Below are 13,484 nucleotides of genomic sequence, written 5' to 3'. Positions count from 1 at the left end.
TATGGTCACTCGCTGGCGCTCGCTCATGGCGCCGAGGCTATCGGTGATGTGTCACCGATCGCTGAGGGCCCAGCCGTCGGCGACGATACGTGCCTCGTCGGCGGGTCGGGAGGAGTCGAACAACGTACGCCGCCCCTGGCTGACCACGATGCCGTCGACGTGGATCCCGCGCCCCTGGGAGGACGAGTCGGTCTCGTAGGTCCACCGCACCGCGGTCGTGCCGTCCGGGAGCTCGGCGCGGCCGCACAGCCACCGGCGGCCGCCGTAGCCGTTGACCGCCTCGCTGGTCTCCCAGCTCCAGTCGCCACCCTCGAGCGTCCAGGGCAGCGGGCTGAAGGTGGTGCCGTCGGTGGAGTACTGCAGCCGGCCGAAGTCGAAGCGTGGCTCGGTGTCGAAGCGATAGTCGAAGGCGACCTTCGCGCCGTTCGTGGCTGGCAGCGGCACGTCGAGCGTCGCCTTCTTCGCGTTCGTGCGACCCGAGAACCACGACGTACGTCCCCTCGCCGGCCGGACGGCCGAGGCCATCCCCAGCGCGTCGGAGACGGCACGACGGGAGGGGTTGTTGCTGCCCCAGTCGCGGCTGGGGTGGACGCGGTTGGTCATCAGTACGACGAGCTGGTGGCCGATCGGGTCCATCACGATGCTGGTGCCGGTGTAGCCGGTGTGACCGAAGGAGACCGGGGACCAGATCGGGCCGTGGTACCAGGTCGTGGCGAGCTCCCAGCCGAGGCCACGGGAGCTGCCGGGGAACTGGGCGCCGGTGTAGTCGCGCAGGCTCAGTCTGACGGTGTCCTCGTCCAGGATCCTGGTGCCGTTGTAGACGCCGCCGTTGAGGAACATCTGGCCGAACCTGGCCATGTCCGCGGCGGTCGAGAAGACGCCCGCATGGCCGGCGACGCCGCCGAGCGCCCAGGCGTTCTCGTCGTGCACCTCGCCACGGATCATCGGGCGGCCGGCCCACGGCTGGTACTCGGTGGCGGCGACACGGTCGAGGCGGTCGGCGGGCGGGTTGTACATGGTGTCGCGCATCCCGAGCGGCTCGGTGATGTGGTCGCGGACGTAGACGTCGAGCTTCTTCCCCGAGAGCCGCTCGACCAGCAGCCCGAGCGTGATCAGGTTGATGTCGGAGTAGCGGTAGACCTGCTCGGGCGCGTGCGTCGGGGTCGTGTCCATGATCGCCGCGACCCGCTCCGCGTAGGTGTCGTAACCCGCCCACAGCGACGGCGACGGACCGGCGAGCAGGCCGGAGACATGGGTGAGGAGGTGACGTACGAGGATCGCGTCCTTGCCGTGCGGCGCGAACTCGGGCAGGTAGGTGACCACCGGCGCCTCGAGGTCGAGGCTGCCCTGCTCCATCAGCCGCAGGATCGCGGTCGTGGTGAAGAGCTTCGACATCGAGGCGATGTCCCACATCGTGTCCAGCCCGGCCGCGACCTGCTGCTCGGCCGGGAGCTCGATGACGGCGGTGCCGTCGAGGCCGTACCTGAGCGCCTTGCCCACGCTCTCGTGGGCGACGATGACGCCATCCTTGACGGCGATCGCGGTGGCCCCTGCGTACAGGGGGTGGGCGGGGTTCTCCGTCGTCGGCTCGAGGAACCGGGTCAGCTCGGTGCGGATCCTCGCGATCGGCGCCGGGTCGAGGCCGACCTGGCGCGCGTGGCCGGGCCGCAGGACGGTGCGCGGGGTGAAGGTCAGCTCGTCAGGCGTGATCGTCGGTGGCCCGCCGGCCAGCGAGGCGAGCATCCTGGTCGCCCTGGTCGGGTCCTCCGGGGTCGAGGCCACCGCGGCACCACCGAGGAGAGTCATCGCGACTCCGCTCAGGGTGCCGCCGAGAAGCGTGCGCCGAGAGGTCATGAGCATGTCCGGAGACGGTGTCATGCCCCGATACTGCCGCTCCGGCGGGAGGTTCGTGCGGGAAAGGAAATTTTCTTTCACGCACCCGCCATCAGAGCTGCGGCCTCAGAGAGTCGGGCCGGCCTCCGCCCACGGCTTCGCCTGCTCCAGCTGGGCAGCGACCTGCAGCAGCAGGCCGTCGTCACCGAGCTGCCCGGAGAGCTGGATGCCCAGCGGCAGCCCGGCTGCGGTCCGGTAGGTCGGCACCGAGATCGCCGGGCGTCCGGTGATGTTGGCGAGCTGGGTGTAGGGCACCCAGCCGAGGTTCTCGTCGACCAGCTGGTCGATCATCCCGGTCGCGCGCATGATCCGCCCGCCATGCACCTTGTGCAGCACCCGTGCCGCGGTCTGGAGCGCCTTGGGCGTGGTCAGCTGCCCGACCTTCAGCGGCGGCTTCGCCAGCGTCGGCGTCAGCAGCAGGTCGTACGTCTCGTGGAACGCGCTCAGGCGGCGTACATGGTTGCGGCGATTGATGTGTGCGAGCTCGACGGCGACCACTCCCCCGGCCCGGCCGAGCTCGGCCACGGCCAGGGTGTCGGCCTCGAAGTCCTTGTTGGTGGCCCCCACCCGGAGCTTGGCCTCGGCGACCTCGGCAGCGGCCGAGGCGAACCAGATGGTGAGGAAGTCGCGGCCGAGCTCGGCGGCGTCATAGGGCGCCTCGACCTCCTCGACCTCGTGGCCGAGCGCTTCGAGGGCCTTGGCCGCATCCTCGACGGCCGCGATCGCCTCCGGGTCGGGCGCGGTGATCGAGGACGTCGAGGTGAACCCGATCCGGAGCTTGCGGGGCGCGGTCGCGATGTCCTCCGAGAAGGATGCACCGGGGTGCGGCGCGTGGATCATCGCCATCGGCCGGTCACCGATGAGGGCGTCGTAGAGCCCGGCCGCGTCGCGCACCGTCCGGGTCAGCACGCCCTGGACGACGAAGCCGTTGGAGGCATCCAGGCTCTGTGGGCCCAGCGGCAGCAGCCCGCGGGTGGTCTTCAGCCCGACCAGGCCGTTGCAGGCCGCCGGGATCCGGATCGACCCGCCGCCGTCGTTTGCGCCGGCGGCCGGGACGATCCCGGCGGCCACGGCGGCCCCGGACCCACCCGAGGAGCCGCCGGGCGTGTGGTCGGTGTTCCACGGGTTGCGTGCGGCGCCGAACAGCTCCGGCTCGGTGATCCCCTTCGACCCGAACTCCGGGGTGTTCGTCTTGCCGAAGATCACCAGACCGGCGTCCAGGGCGCTCTGGGTGAAGTAGGAGTGCTCCTCGGCGACGTCGTCGACGAGCGACCGGGAGCCGTAGGTCGTCGGGTGTCCCCGATACTCCTGGGCCAGGTCCTTCACCAGGAAGGGCACCCCGCCGAACGGCCCGCTCGGGCCGTCGCCGGCGACCTGGTCGTCGGCCTCGGGGATGTCCGCGACGATCGCGTTGATCCGCGGGTTGACCGCCTTCGCCCGCTCCCGCGCCGCGGCCAGGACCTCGGCCGCGGTCACCTCCTTGGCAGCGACCAGCTGAGCCAGCCCGGTGGCGTCGTACGTCAGATACTCATCGACCCGCATGAGCGCAGGCTAGGGCATGCCTGGCGATCCGCGCCCCGAAATGACGTGCCGTTGCCGAGGTGTGTGGCTATCTTTCCGGCCATGGCCACCACCGGTGAGAACGCCGTAGCGACGTCGGACGAGACCGCGGTCGAGGAGCTGGTGCGCGCCTTCTTCTCGGCGTTCACCGCAGGAACGGACGCGGCGGCCCGCCTGGACGACCTGCGCCGGATCATGATTCCCGGCGCGACCGTGGTGCGCACGTGCGGGCTGCCGGTCGAGGTCTACGACATCGAGTCCTTCATCGCTCCGCGTCTCGCGCTCCTCACCAGCGGCGAGATCGAGGAGTTCGAGGAATGGCCGGAGCCCGGTCGTATCGACGTCTTCGGCGACATCGCCCACTGGTGGGGTGCCTACGGCAAGCGCTGGCTCGCCGGAGGCGAGGTCCACACCGGCAGGGGGATGAAGACGATGTCGTTCGTACGCACCGACGACGGCTGGCGGATCAGCTCGGCGGCCTGGGACGACGAGCGTCAGTTGAAGATCTCGCGGTAGTCCCCCTCGACCCGGTCGCGCTTCCACAGGTCGATGCCGGTGGAAGCGGCGTACTCGTCGATCCTGGCCAGCTCCTCGGTGGTGAGCTCGGGACCGGAGAGCGCGCCGAGGCAGTCGGTGACCTGCTCCGGACGGGAGGCGCCGATGACGACCGAGGTCATCCGTGGATCACGCAGCGCCCAGGCGAGCGCCATCTGGGCGAGGGTCTGGCCACGGTCGGCGGCGAGGGCGTTGAGCGACTCGATGCCGGCGAGCGTCTCGGGCGTGAGCGCATCCGGAGTCAGGAACCGCGCCTTGGCGGCGCGTGAGTCCTCGGGGACGCTGCCGCCGAGGTACTTGTTCGTGAGCAGACCCTGCGCCAACGGCGAGAACGAGATCGCACCGGCCCCGACCTCGTCGAGCGTGTCCAGCAGCCCGTCGGTCTCGAGCCAGCGGTTGAGGACGGAGTAGGACGGCTGGTGGATCAGCAGCGGCGTACCGAGGTCGCGCAGGATCGCCGCCGCCTCGCGGGTCAGCGCCGAGGAGTAGGAGCTCAACCCGACGTAGAGCGCCTTCCCGGAGCGCACGATCTGGTCGAGGGCGCCCATCGTCTCCTCCAGCGGTGTGCTGGGGTCGGGACGGTGGTGGTAGTAGATGTCGACGTAGTCGAGCCCCATCCGCTTCAGGGACTGGTCGAGGCTGGAGATCAGGTACTTCCGCGAGCCGCCGATCTTCCCGTACGGCCCCGGCCACATGTCCCAGCCGGCCTTGGTCGAGATCACCAGCTCGTCGCGCAGCCCGGCGAAGTCGCCGCGCAGGTGGCGGCCGAAGTTCTCTTCCGCCGAGCCGTAGGGAGGACCGTAGTTGTTGGCCAGGTCGAAGTGGGTGATCCCCGCGTCGAAAGCCGTACGCAGGATCGCCCGCTGCCGCTCGAACGCCAGGTCGTCACCGAAGTTGTGCCACAGCCCGAGGCTGACCGCAGGCAGATCCAGCCCGCTGTGCCCGGTCCGCCGGTACTGCATCGAGTCGTAGCGATCCTCTGCCGGGGCGTACGTCATGCGTCGGTCCTCTTTCCGGCGCGCAGCGCCACCTTGATCATCGGCCACTGCAACGGCAGCCGCGCGACGGTGCCGGCGAAGAATCCGGCCGCCTTCGCGGTCCGTTTCCGGTTCGCCCGCATCCCCGCGTCGACGCTCATCTGCACGTTGGCCGGGAAGACCCCCACCAGTAGCGCAGCGCTGGCGAGCCCCGCGATCCTGCGGGTCCGCGGGTGCAGCAGCCCCAGCCCGCACACGATCTCCGCGACCCCGGAGACCTCGACCACCTTGCGCGGCTCCGGCAGCGCCGGCGGCACGATCGGCTCGAAGACCTGCGGCCTCACCAGATGCAGGGTCCCGGACCCCAGGAACAACGCAGCCAGACCGACCAGTGGCAGGTCAAGCGAAGAAGAAGACTCTTTGCTCACGGGATGACTCTGCCACGCTCCGCCAACCCGGGAGTCGCGGAGTCACCCACTGACCCTTCGACAGTCTCAGGACACCGCCTCATGACTCCCGCGATCTGCTCAGCTCCGCTCCCGCTGAGCGCCCGGCCCGCAGATTGGCGGTGAAGGTTCGAACGTCCTCGACCAGACCCGGATATGCGCCAGAGGCGGGAGTCTCGGCCGCGATGATCTCGGCAATGTCCGCCAGAACACCATCGACCAGTTCCTCCGCATCACGGAGGCGCCACGAGGCGACCTCGGCGACGAGGTTGCCGCGAGTGATTGCCGCATGCTGATAGACCCCGTCAACCGCGAGCGCCAGTTCGCCGTCGTTCGGCAGATGCCGCTGTGGGACCACGTCGTAGGCGGGAGCGATCTCGACCGAGCCGTCCGGGTGATGGAGAAGCGAGATGTTCTTCGCGTGCATGTCCAGGTTTCCGATGGCCGCCGCCAGCACGGTCATCCGGGCCAGCTTCCGCAGCGAGTCGGAGTCACCGAGCGCACTGAACTCGCCGGCGATCCGCTTCAGCGAGACCTTGCCCCCGTACTTCTGATACTTCTGATCTCCTCGAGCACCAAGGACCTGGTTGAAGTCCTCCTGGTGCACTCGACTCGGAACACCATCGACCGCATCGCCCCGGTCATATCGCTCGATCACCAGCGCCGGCACGCCCGCGAACTCCTCGATGAACGTGTCGTACGTCGTCAGCCCCAAGGCCTGCGCGAACCGAGCGCCGTACTCCTCTTCGTAGATCATCGACGGGAAGTCGGTGGTGACCGGCTTGAGGATGTGCGTGGACGGGTACCCGTCGAGCGCTCGGTGCCAGCCGTCCTCGTTGCGCACCAGAACGATCTTGTCCTGAACCCCGGCGAGCGACGTCTTGCCGCCAGTCGGCTTGTTGGCGAGCGGGAAGGAACTCACCTCGCCGAGAAGGTCCGCGACACCTTGCTCACCGACCGGTTCGAGCTTCGGGGTCCGCGGCTCGCCGGGAACGTCCGGGTCCCAGATCTGCAGCGCCCCCGCGACGTCTCGCCCGTAGGCCCGCAACAGTCCGATCACATCGCGCTCACTGACATCGGCCATCGCCGCGAGCCTCGACCGCATCCGACCTTCGGGAAGCATCTCGGCGAAGAAGTTCTGCCGTCGCGGCTTGCGCCCGCGGGGCGCGACTGGAGCCAGCGGAAGGGCCAGCGACAGGATCGTGCTGTCCAGGCCGTACGTCTCCACCGCTTCGGCAGAGGCGATGAAGTCGTACGTCGTGCTCGACCCAGCCAACCGACCGATCGGCTTGCCGTAGAGCTCGACGACGAGTTCACTCATCGTCGCTCCCCGGATCGATGGTCGCGGTCAGCTCGGTCCCGGTCTCCCGCATGAGCGCGAAGAGGCGGTCGACGAAGATCGACGGCTTGCCCGCCTCGATCTCCCAGATGTAGCGCTGCGTCGTCCCGATCCTCGCCGCGAGCTCACGCTGACTCCACCCGTTCAGCAGTCGCGCCTGCTGCAGGATCCGCCCGAGGGACTCCGGGCTGGTGACCTTTCCGGTGTATGCCATCACTCACCTCCGCTACTACGATATCGTATTCACGAGCTGCGACTACGAAAACGTAGTCATGCCGACTGACTCCCTTTCGGTAGTCATGTCGGAAGCGGGGCCCAGCTCAGGAGACCCTACGGAAGCGCCCATCTATCGGCCCGACATCGATGTGGTTCTCGTCCAGTCCGTTGCTCACCAAGAAGCCGCCGCCACCAAAAGTGAGCCCGACGGCGACCATCCCGTTCGCCATGTCCTCCCCGATCCACTCCTGCAGGACACACTCGCGAACAACCTCGCCGCGAAACTTGTCCAGAGCAGGCATGCGGTCTTCCCGCCAGGACAACGGCATCGGCCCGTCCTCTTCATACCGCCAAGGGATCGGGCGCGAAAGGTCGATCCGGTCCCAGGCGACATCAAGCTCGTCGAACTTGTTGTGACAGATCTCCAGATGGCTGCCGTCGAAGTCGAGCACAACCGGAGCATCCGCAAACCAGGAGTCATCACTGGCATCCCAGACAAGCCAACATGCGGTGAGGCGCCGGCCGGCGAGCTCGGCCAGCTTCTGACCATGCGCCAGCAGGAGCGTGCTCGCGCCACTACGCCAGTCCGGCTCAAACCCGTCGATGTCGAACACGCCACCACCGTATCCGCCCTGGAAGCTCGGCCACGTGCTCCCGCAACTTCCGCACACACGTGCCGAAGTTGCGGTCTCTGCCGCCGATCGGCCCGTCATGTCCGCGCATATGCATGGAAGTAGCCGCTGTTGTGCGGGCGGGCTAGCAACACCGGCCGTCCTCGTTTGCCGTTAGGCGATGCGTACGCGCGCCCATTGGTAGTGGACGTTCTCCTCGCCGGCGCCGAACAGGCCGAAGTCCGTCGCCTCGAAGGCATCGACCACACCGATCTCCCCGAGCAGTCCGCGTAGGTCGTCGTCGGGGCGGTGCCGGAAGTAGCGGCCGTGCCGGTCGACCCACTCGCCGTCCTCATCGCGACCCCACACACCGATCTCGAGAACGCCGCCGGGCCGAACGACTCGCCCGAGCTCGGCCAGTGCCAGCGACATCCCGTCGCCGTCGAGATGCATCAGGGTGCTCATCGTCCACCCCGCGTCGAAGCTGTCCGCGGCGAACGGCAGAGCGGTCGCTGAGGCGACCTGCGCACCGAGTCCGGCCGCCCGGCAGACCTCCACTCCGACCGCCGAGAGGTCCACGCCCGTGTACGCCAGCCCCGCCTCGGCGAGGACCAGGCCGTCGCGTCCGGCACCGCAGCCGACCTCGACCACGCTGCGTAAGCCCTCGCGCCCGCATCGCGCCGCGAACTCCTCGACCCGACGCCGACGCCCCTCGGTCAGCGGCCGATCAGCCCGCGCTCGCAGCTCCTCGTCGTAGTAGGCACGGTGAACCGCGTCGACCACGGACTCAGCCATGGCGCGGTGGGCCCTGGCGGACCTTCTCGAGCAACGTCTCGGAGGTCGTGGTCTCCGGATCCCACCACGACTCGATCCACCAGGTCGCGCCGGCGTCGGCGCGAGCGCGAGCCAGTTCGGCGTCCTGCTCACGATCGCCGGAGAGCTGCCCCGGGGTCACGATCTCGAACGGCTTGCCCGGCTCCTCGGCGTGGTCGCCCAACCACGTCGCCAGCGCCGCGATCTCGGCCGGCCCTGGCTCCTCCATCGAGCTGTGGATCTGGGCGACGATGCCGTCCCAGCGCAGCGTACGTCGCAGGTTCTTGACCGAGGGACGCTCGGCGTCCCACACCCCGACCGGCCAGACCGGGATGCGCCCGTTCACCGGCGGCTCCGGGAAGACCATCTCGCCGACATGGATGTGCTTACCCGCGAAGGTGAACGGCTCACCGCTCCACGACTGTTCCAGAAAACCGAGCAGGTCGTCGAGCAGCTCGGCTCGCTCCTTGAGCCCGGTCAGCTGCCCATCGACCGAGGTGTAGCCCTGGTCGTCCAGCACCCCGACCCCCACCGGCAGCACCAGCCGCCCACCGGAGAGATGGTCGACCGTCAGCGCCCGTTGCGCGAACTCCCACGGCCGATGTCGCGGCACCGCGAAGACCATCGCCCCGAGCGTGATCCGCTCGGTGACCGCCGCCACCGACGCAAGCACCGCGAACGGGTCCCAGGTCGGCCCGAACGACCCCATGCTGATCGCGTCCCAGGTGAAGAACCCGTCCCAGCCGTGCGCCTCTGCCTCCCGGGCGAGTGCGACGTGCTGAGCCGGCGTACCGAAGCTTCCGACGAACCCGAACTTCATGGCTCTCACGCTAGACGCGACCACCGACAACGCTGCTCGACCATTCTTGCTGGATCTTGCCGAATAACCATTGGCAACGGCTGCGGGCGGAGCTCTACCGTTGTCTCCGTGCCCGGCGCCCGGCCGGATCTGCGAGAGGAGAGGCCGTGAGACCCGACATGCACGTCGACGCTGCGCATCCCTCCGCCTTGCGCCCCTGGCGACGATCTCTCTGACGTCGCGCCCCTCCCGTCGGCACGGCCGTAGCGACGTCGTACGCCTCGATTCGGGTGAGCCAGCGGATAGGCGACCGGATTCCAACTCCGGCCGAATGTGGGTTCGACTCCCACCGCCCGGGCTGTGCTACTGCCCATCGACGCGGGTGTCCGGCGACGCCGTGGGCCTCATAAGCCCAGTGGCCCTGGTTCGACTCCAGGCCCCGCAACGCCCTCGTGGTCCAATGGATCACGACGCCGGTCTACGAAACCGGAGATGGAGGTTCGACTCCTCCCGAGGGCACGAACGTCTCACTCAGACCTGTGCCACCGATCGAGAAGCAATCTGCGGATCTTCGACATCGCCACGGCAGCACTCTTGTCACCCGTACCCAGGAACGCTGCGTCAGCCTGCGGGTCGTATGCAACCCTGCCGGTGGCTTCCTCGACCCTGCGGGCCACCTCGCGCAACAGCGCCACCAGCCGCTCGGCTTCCTCGCCCTGATACCAGTACGGCACGGTGATGCTCAGCTCGTCGCCGAACACCGACACCTGAATCGCACTCGCATCATCGGTGAGCTCACGGCTCTGTTCGGTGACGTGCTCGGTCGCATCAGGGAGTACCGGAGCGACCGCTCCCTTGATCCGCTCCCAGATCTGAAGCTGAGCATCGGTCATCGGCGCATCGTCGTCGCGAAGCGCCTCCGCTTCCATCGACTTCAGTGCATCGTCCCAGCTCTGGCCGGGTTCGAGGTCGAAGAAATACAGATCGAAACTCACGGCGCCTGACCCTACCCGTCGGACAACGCCTCATCGGACCCTCCGGAAGCGCGGACCCGTCGGTCCGACGTCAATCCGGTTCTCATCCAGCCCGTTGCTCACCAAGAACCCGCCTTCGTCAAAGGTGAGTCCGACCGCGACCATGCCGTTCGCGATGTCGTCCCCGGTCCATTCCTGCAGGGAACACTCACGAAGGACCTCACCCCGGAACTGGTCCAGGGCCGGCATACAGTCCTCGCGCCAGGACAACGGCAGCGGCCCGTCCTCTTCGTACCGCCAACGGATCTGGCGGGCGCGACCATGCGTCGCGGCTCCGCAACTTCCGCACACATGCGCCGAACTTGCGGCCTCAGCGGCCGGCCAGCCGTCACTTCCGCGCATATGTGCGGAAGTTGACGAACCGAGTGGCGGAGGACCGACCACGTGGGAGTCCTGAGGTCACCCACTGACCTCAGGACTCCCACGTCGGCTGACTCGACTACGCGCCTGCGGCTTCGCGTTCTGCCAGCTTCGTGAGGCAGATGTCGACGATCATGTCTTCCTGGCCACCCACCAAACCGCGGCGGCCGCACTCCATGAGGATGTCGCGGGTGTCGACACCGTAGCGGGCGGAGGCGTTCTCGGCGTGGCGGAGGAACGACGAGTAGACGCCGGCGTAGCCCATCGTCAACGTCTCGCGGTCGACCCGGACGGGGCGGTCCTGCAGCGGGCGGACGATGTCGTCGGCGGCGTCCTGGAGCTTGAACAGGTCGCAGTTGTGCTTGAAGTCGGACAGGTTGGCGACCGCGATGAACGCCTCGATCGGGCAGTTGCCGGCGCCGGCGCCGTGGCCGGCGAGGGAAGCGTCGACACGGTAGACGCCGTTCTCGACCGCGACGACCGAGTTGGCGACCGAGAGCGAGAGGTTCTCGTGGGCGTGGATGCCGATCTCGGTCTCGTCCTTCAGTACGTCGCGGTAGGCACGCGCGCGGTCGCGGACATCGTTCATCGTCAGGCGGCCGCCGGAGTCGGTGATGTAGACGCAGTGGGCGCCGTAGGACTCCATCAGCTTGGCCTGCTGCGCCACGACCTCCACCGGCGCCATGTGGTTGAGCATCAGGAACCCGGAGACGTCCATCCCCATCTCCCGAGCCGCCCCGATGTGCTGGGCCGAGACGTCGGCCTCGGTGCAATGGGTCGCGACCCGGACCGAACGCACGCCGAGGTCGTAGGCCCGCTTCAGGTCGTGGATGGTGCCGACGCCGGGGAGCAGCAGGGTGGTCAGGCGGGCGTTCTTGATGACCGAGGCCGCGGCCTCGATCCACTCCCAGTCGGAGTTGGAGCCGGGCCCGTAGTTGACCGACCCTCCGGTCAGACCGTCGCCGTGGGCGACCTCGATGGCGTCGACACCGGCCTCGTCGGCGGCGATGACGATCCGCTTGACGTCCTCGGGGGTGATCCGGTGACGTACGGCATGCATGCCGTCGCGCAGCGAGACTTCCTGGACGTAGATCGGGGTGCTCACTTGGCGTCCTCCTTGGAAGCGGCGATGCGTTCGGCCATCTGCAGCGCGGCCGAGGTCATGATGTCGAGGTTCCCCGCGTACGCCGGGAGGTAGTGCGCGGCGCCCTCGACCTCGAGGAACACCGACACCTGATGGGTCGGCCGGGCGTCCTCGGCCGAGGCCAGCAGGGTCTCCACCGGCTGATCCGCGGGGATCTCCTGCACCTGGACCTTCTGCTTGAGGCGGTAGCCGGGAACGTACGCGGCGACGTCACCGACCATCTTCTCGACCGACTCGGTGATCTCGGCGGTGAGCTCCTCCAGCGAGCGGGACCCGCCCTCGACCAGTGCATACACCGTGTCCCGCATGATCAGCGGGGGCTCGGCCGGGTTGAGGATGATGATCGCCTTGCCGCGCTTGGCGCCGCCGACCTGCACGATCGCGCCCGAGGTGGTCTCGGTGAACTCGTCGATGTTGGCCCGGGTGCCGGGGCCGGCCGACTTCGAGGAGATCGAGGCGACGATCTCGCCGTAGGCGACGGGAACGACCCGCGCGACCGCGGCCACGATCGGGATGGTCGCCTGCCCGCCGCAGGTCACCATGTTCACGTTCGGGGCGTCGATGTGCTCGTCGATGTTGACGGCCGGGATGACGTACGGCCCGATCGCCGCGGGGGTGAGGTCGATCAGCCGCTTGCCGTAGGGCTCCAGCGCGGCCGCGTTGGCGACGTGTGCCTTGGCCGAGGTGGCGTCGAAGACGATCTCGATGTCGTCGAAGTCCGGCAGCCCGATCAGCCCCTCGACGCCCTCGGCGGTCGTCGCGAAGCCGAACTTCGCCGCCCGCGCGAGGCCGTCGGAGGCCGAGTCGATCCCGACCATCGCGCCCATCTCCAGGTGCTGCGACGTACGCATCACCTTGATCATCAGATCGGTGCCGATGTTGCCCGACCCGATGATCGCCACTTTCGACTTGCTCATGGAGGTCACTTCCCTACGGTGAAAGCCACCGAGCCGAGGCCCGACACGGTGGAACGAACGGTGTTGCCCGGGACGATCGGCCGCATCGGCCCGAGCGCGCCCGAGAGGATGAGCTGGCCGGCGCGCAGCGGCTCACCGAAGTCTCTGGCGTAGCGAGCCAGCCACTGGACGGCGTTGACCGGGTCGCCCAGGCAGGCGGCCCCGGTGCCGGTCGAGACCTCCTCGTCGTCGATCGACATCGACATCGAGACGTCCTTGGGCTCGAACTCGTCCAGCCGCCGGCGCTCGGTCCCGAGGACGTACGCACCCGCGGAGGCGTTGTCCGCGACGGTGTCGCCGAAGGCGATCTTCCAGTCGGCGATGCGCGACCCGCAGATCTCGATTGCGGCGACGGCGTAGTCGATGGCCTCCCTGACCTGGTCGTAGCTCAGGTCGCCCTCGGCCAGGTCCGAGGCGAGGACGAAGGCGATCTCGGCCTCGGCCCGCGGCTGCAGGATCGCGTCGGCCGGGAGCGAGTCGCCGTCCGCGTACGCCATGTCGTCGAAGAGCACGCCGAAGTCGGGGGTGTCCACGCCGATCTGCTCCTGCACCGCCTTGGAGGTGAGCCCGATCTTGCGGCCCACGATCTTCGCCCCGCCTGCGAGCCGGGTGGCGGTGAGGCGCTCCTGGATCGCGTACGCCGTCTTCAGGTCGGTCGCGTCAAGCAGGTCCCGCATCGGCGGCACGGGGATGCCCGTGGCCGAGGCGGTCAGCAGCCGATCTGCCGCGGCATCGACGGCAGCATCGGACGGGGAGGTCACTTCGTTCATATGCCCACGGT

The 13,484-nt window shown here is 68.5% G+C and carries 14 protein-coding genes and 3 tRNA genes; 4 read left to right on the top strand and 13 right to left on the bottom strand.

Going from position 1 to position 13,484, the window contains the following annotated elements:
- Window positions 1-51 precede the first annotated feature (51 nt).
- The gene (locus BLT25_RS11820) at window positions 52-1,878 is read right to left on the bottom strand and encodes a serine hydrolase domain-containing protein (protein ID WP_091045815.1); all 1,827 of its coding nucleotides are present in this window, start codon (window positions 1,876-1,878) and stop codon (window positions 52-54) included.
- An 81-nt stretch (window positions 1,879-1,959) separates the two neighbouring features.
- Window positions 1,960-3,435 (bottom strand): amidase, encoded by a 1,476-nt coding sequence (locus BLT25_RS11815; protein ID WP_091045812.1) that lies wholly within the window; start codon window positions 3,433-3,435, stop codon window positions 1,960-1,962.
- Between the two features lie 81 nt (window positions 3,436-3,516).
- Here BLT25_RS11815 and BLT25_RS11810 point away from each other — a divergent pair, with 81 nt between their 5' ends.
- Complete coding sequence (locus BLT25_RS11810) at window positions 3,517-3,969, top strand: DUF4440 domain-containing protein (RefSeq protein WP_091045810.1); 453 nt, start codon at window positions 3,517-3,519, stop codon at window positions 3,967-3,969.
- Here the strand turns inward: BLT25_RS11810 and mgrA are convergent.
- The 7 genes from mgrA to BLT25_RS11775 all read right to left on the bottom strand — a co-directional run bounded on the left by mgrA (window position 3,948) and on the right by BLT25_RS11775 (window position 9,230).
- A complete protein-coding gene (mgrA, locus tag BLT25_RS11805) occupies window positions 3,948-5,006 on the bottom strand; it encodes an L-glyceraldehyde 3-phosphate reductase (RefSeq protein ID WP_091045807.1) in 1,059 nt (352 codons plus the stop codon). The genes BLT25_RS11810 and mgrA overlap by 22 nt on opposite strands.
- Entirely contained in the window at window positions 5,003-5,413 is a 411-nt protein-coding gene (locus tag BLT25_RS11800) for a DoxX family protein (protein WP_091045806.1), read from the bottom strand. Before BLT25_RS11800 ends, mgrA begins: the two co-directional genes overlap by 4 nt.
- A 79-nt stretch (window positions 5,414-5,492) precedes the next feature.
- A complete protein-coding gene (locus BLT25_RS11795) occupies window positions 5,493-6,752 on the bottom strand; it encodes a type II toxin-antitoxin system HipA family toxin (protein WP_091045803.1) in 1,260 nt (419 codons plus the stop codon).
- Window positions 6,745-6,984 (bottom strand): helix-turn-helix domain-containing protein, encoded by a 240-nt coding sequence (locus BLT25_RS11790; protein ID WP_091045802.1) that lies wholly within the window; start codon window positions 6,982-6,984, stop codon window positions 6,745-6,747. The genes BLT25_RS11795 and BLT25_RS11790 overlap by 8 nt, the downstream gene beginning before the upstream one ends.
- Window positions 6,985-7,090: 106 nt before the next feature.
- Window positions 7,091-7,600 carry a hypothetical protein gene (locus BLT25_RS11785; protein ID WP_091045799.1) on the bottom strand — a complete coding sequence of 170 codons (510 nt, stop codon included), beginning with the start codon at window positions 7,598-7,600 and terminating at the stop codon, window positions 7,091-7,093.
- A 171-nt stretch (window positions 7,601-7,771) separates the two neighbouring features.
- Complete coding sequence (locus BLT25_RS11780) at window positions 7,772-8,392, bottom strand: class I SAM-dependent methyltransferase (RefSeq protein ID WP_091045797.1); 621 nt, start codon at window positions 8,390-8,392, stop codon at window positions 7,772-7,774.
- A complete protein-coding gene (locus BLT25_RS11775) occupies window positions 8,385-9,230 on the bottom strand; it encodes an LLM class flavin-dependent oxidoreductase (protein ID WP_091045795.1) in 846 nt (281 codons plus the stop codon). Before BLT25_RS11775 ends, BLT25_RS11780 begins: the two co-directional genes overlap by 8 nt.
- A 265-nt stretch (window positions 9,231-9,495) precedes the next feature.
- Here BLT25_RS11775 and BLT25_RS29865 point away from each other — a divergent pair.
- From BLT25_RS29865 to BLT25_RS11770, 3 genes are all read left to right on the top strand, one after another.
- Window positions 9,496-9,567: transfer RNA gene (locus BLT25_RS29865), tRNA-Trp, on the top strand.
- A gap of 20 nt (window positions 9,568-9,587) precedes the next feature.
- Window positions 9,588-9,653, top strand: a tRNA-Met gene (locus BLT25_RS29860).
- A 2-nt stretch (window positions 9,654-9,655) separates the two neighbouring features.
- Window positions 9,656-9,728, top strand: a tRNA-Arg gene (locus BLT25_RS11770).
- Between the two features lie 8 nt (window positions 9,729-9,736).
- Here BLT25_RS11770 and BLT25_RS11765 read toward each other — a convergent pair.
- The 4 genes from BLT25_RS11765 to BLT25_RS11745 form a co-directional block, all read right to left on the bottom strand.
- Window positions 9,737-10,204 (bottom strand): hypothetical protein, encoded by a 468-nt coding sequence (locus BLT25_RS11765; protein WP_091045792.1) that lies wholly within the window; start codon window positions 10,202-10,204, stop codon window positions 9,737-9,739.
- Between the two features lie 478 nt (window positions 10,205-10,682).
- The gene (gene dmpG / locus BLT25_RS11755) at window positions 10,683-11,708 is read right to left on the bottom strand and encodes a 4-hydroxy-2-oxovalerate aldolase (protein ID WP_091045788.1); all 1,026 of its coding nucleotides are present in this window, start codon (window positions 11,706-11,708) and stop codon (window positions 10,683-10,685) included.
- Window positions 11,705-12,664 (bottom strand): acetaldehyde dehydrogenase (acetylating), encoded by a 960-nt coding sequence (locus BLT25_RS11750; protein ID WP_091046293.1) that lies wholly within the window; start codon window positions 12,662-12,664, stop codon window positions 11,705-11,707. The genes dmpG and BLT25_RS11750 overlap by 4 nt, the downstream gene beginning before the upstream one ends.
- Window positions 12,665-12,669: 5 nt before the next feature.
- A complete protein-coding gene (locus BLT25_RS11745) occupies window positions 12,670-13,473 on the bottom strand; it encodes a 2-keto-4-pentenoate hydratase (protein WP_091045786.1) in 804 nt (267 codons plus the stop codon).
- Between the last annotated feature and the right edge of the window lie 11 nt (window positions 13,474-13,484).

Origin of the sequence: Nocardioides sp. YR527 (assembly GCF_900101045.1) — a bacterium.
Classification (GTDB): Bacteria; Actinomycetota; Actinomycetes; order Propionibacteriales; family Nocardioidaceae; genus Nocardioides.
Note: the sequence above shows the minus strand (reverse complement) of the source record. Positions and strands in the feature narration are given on the sequence as shown.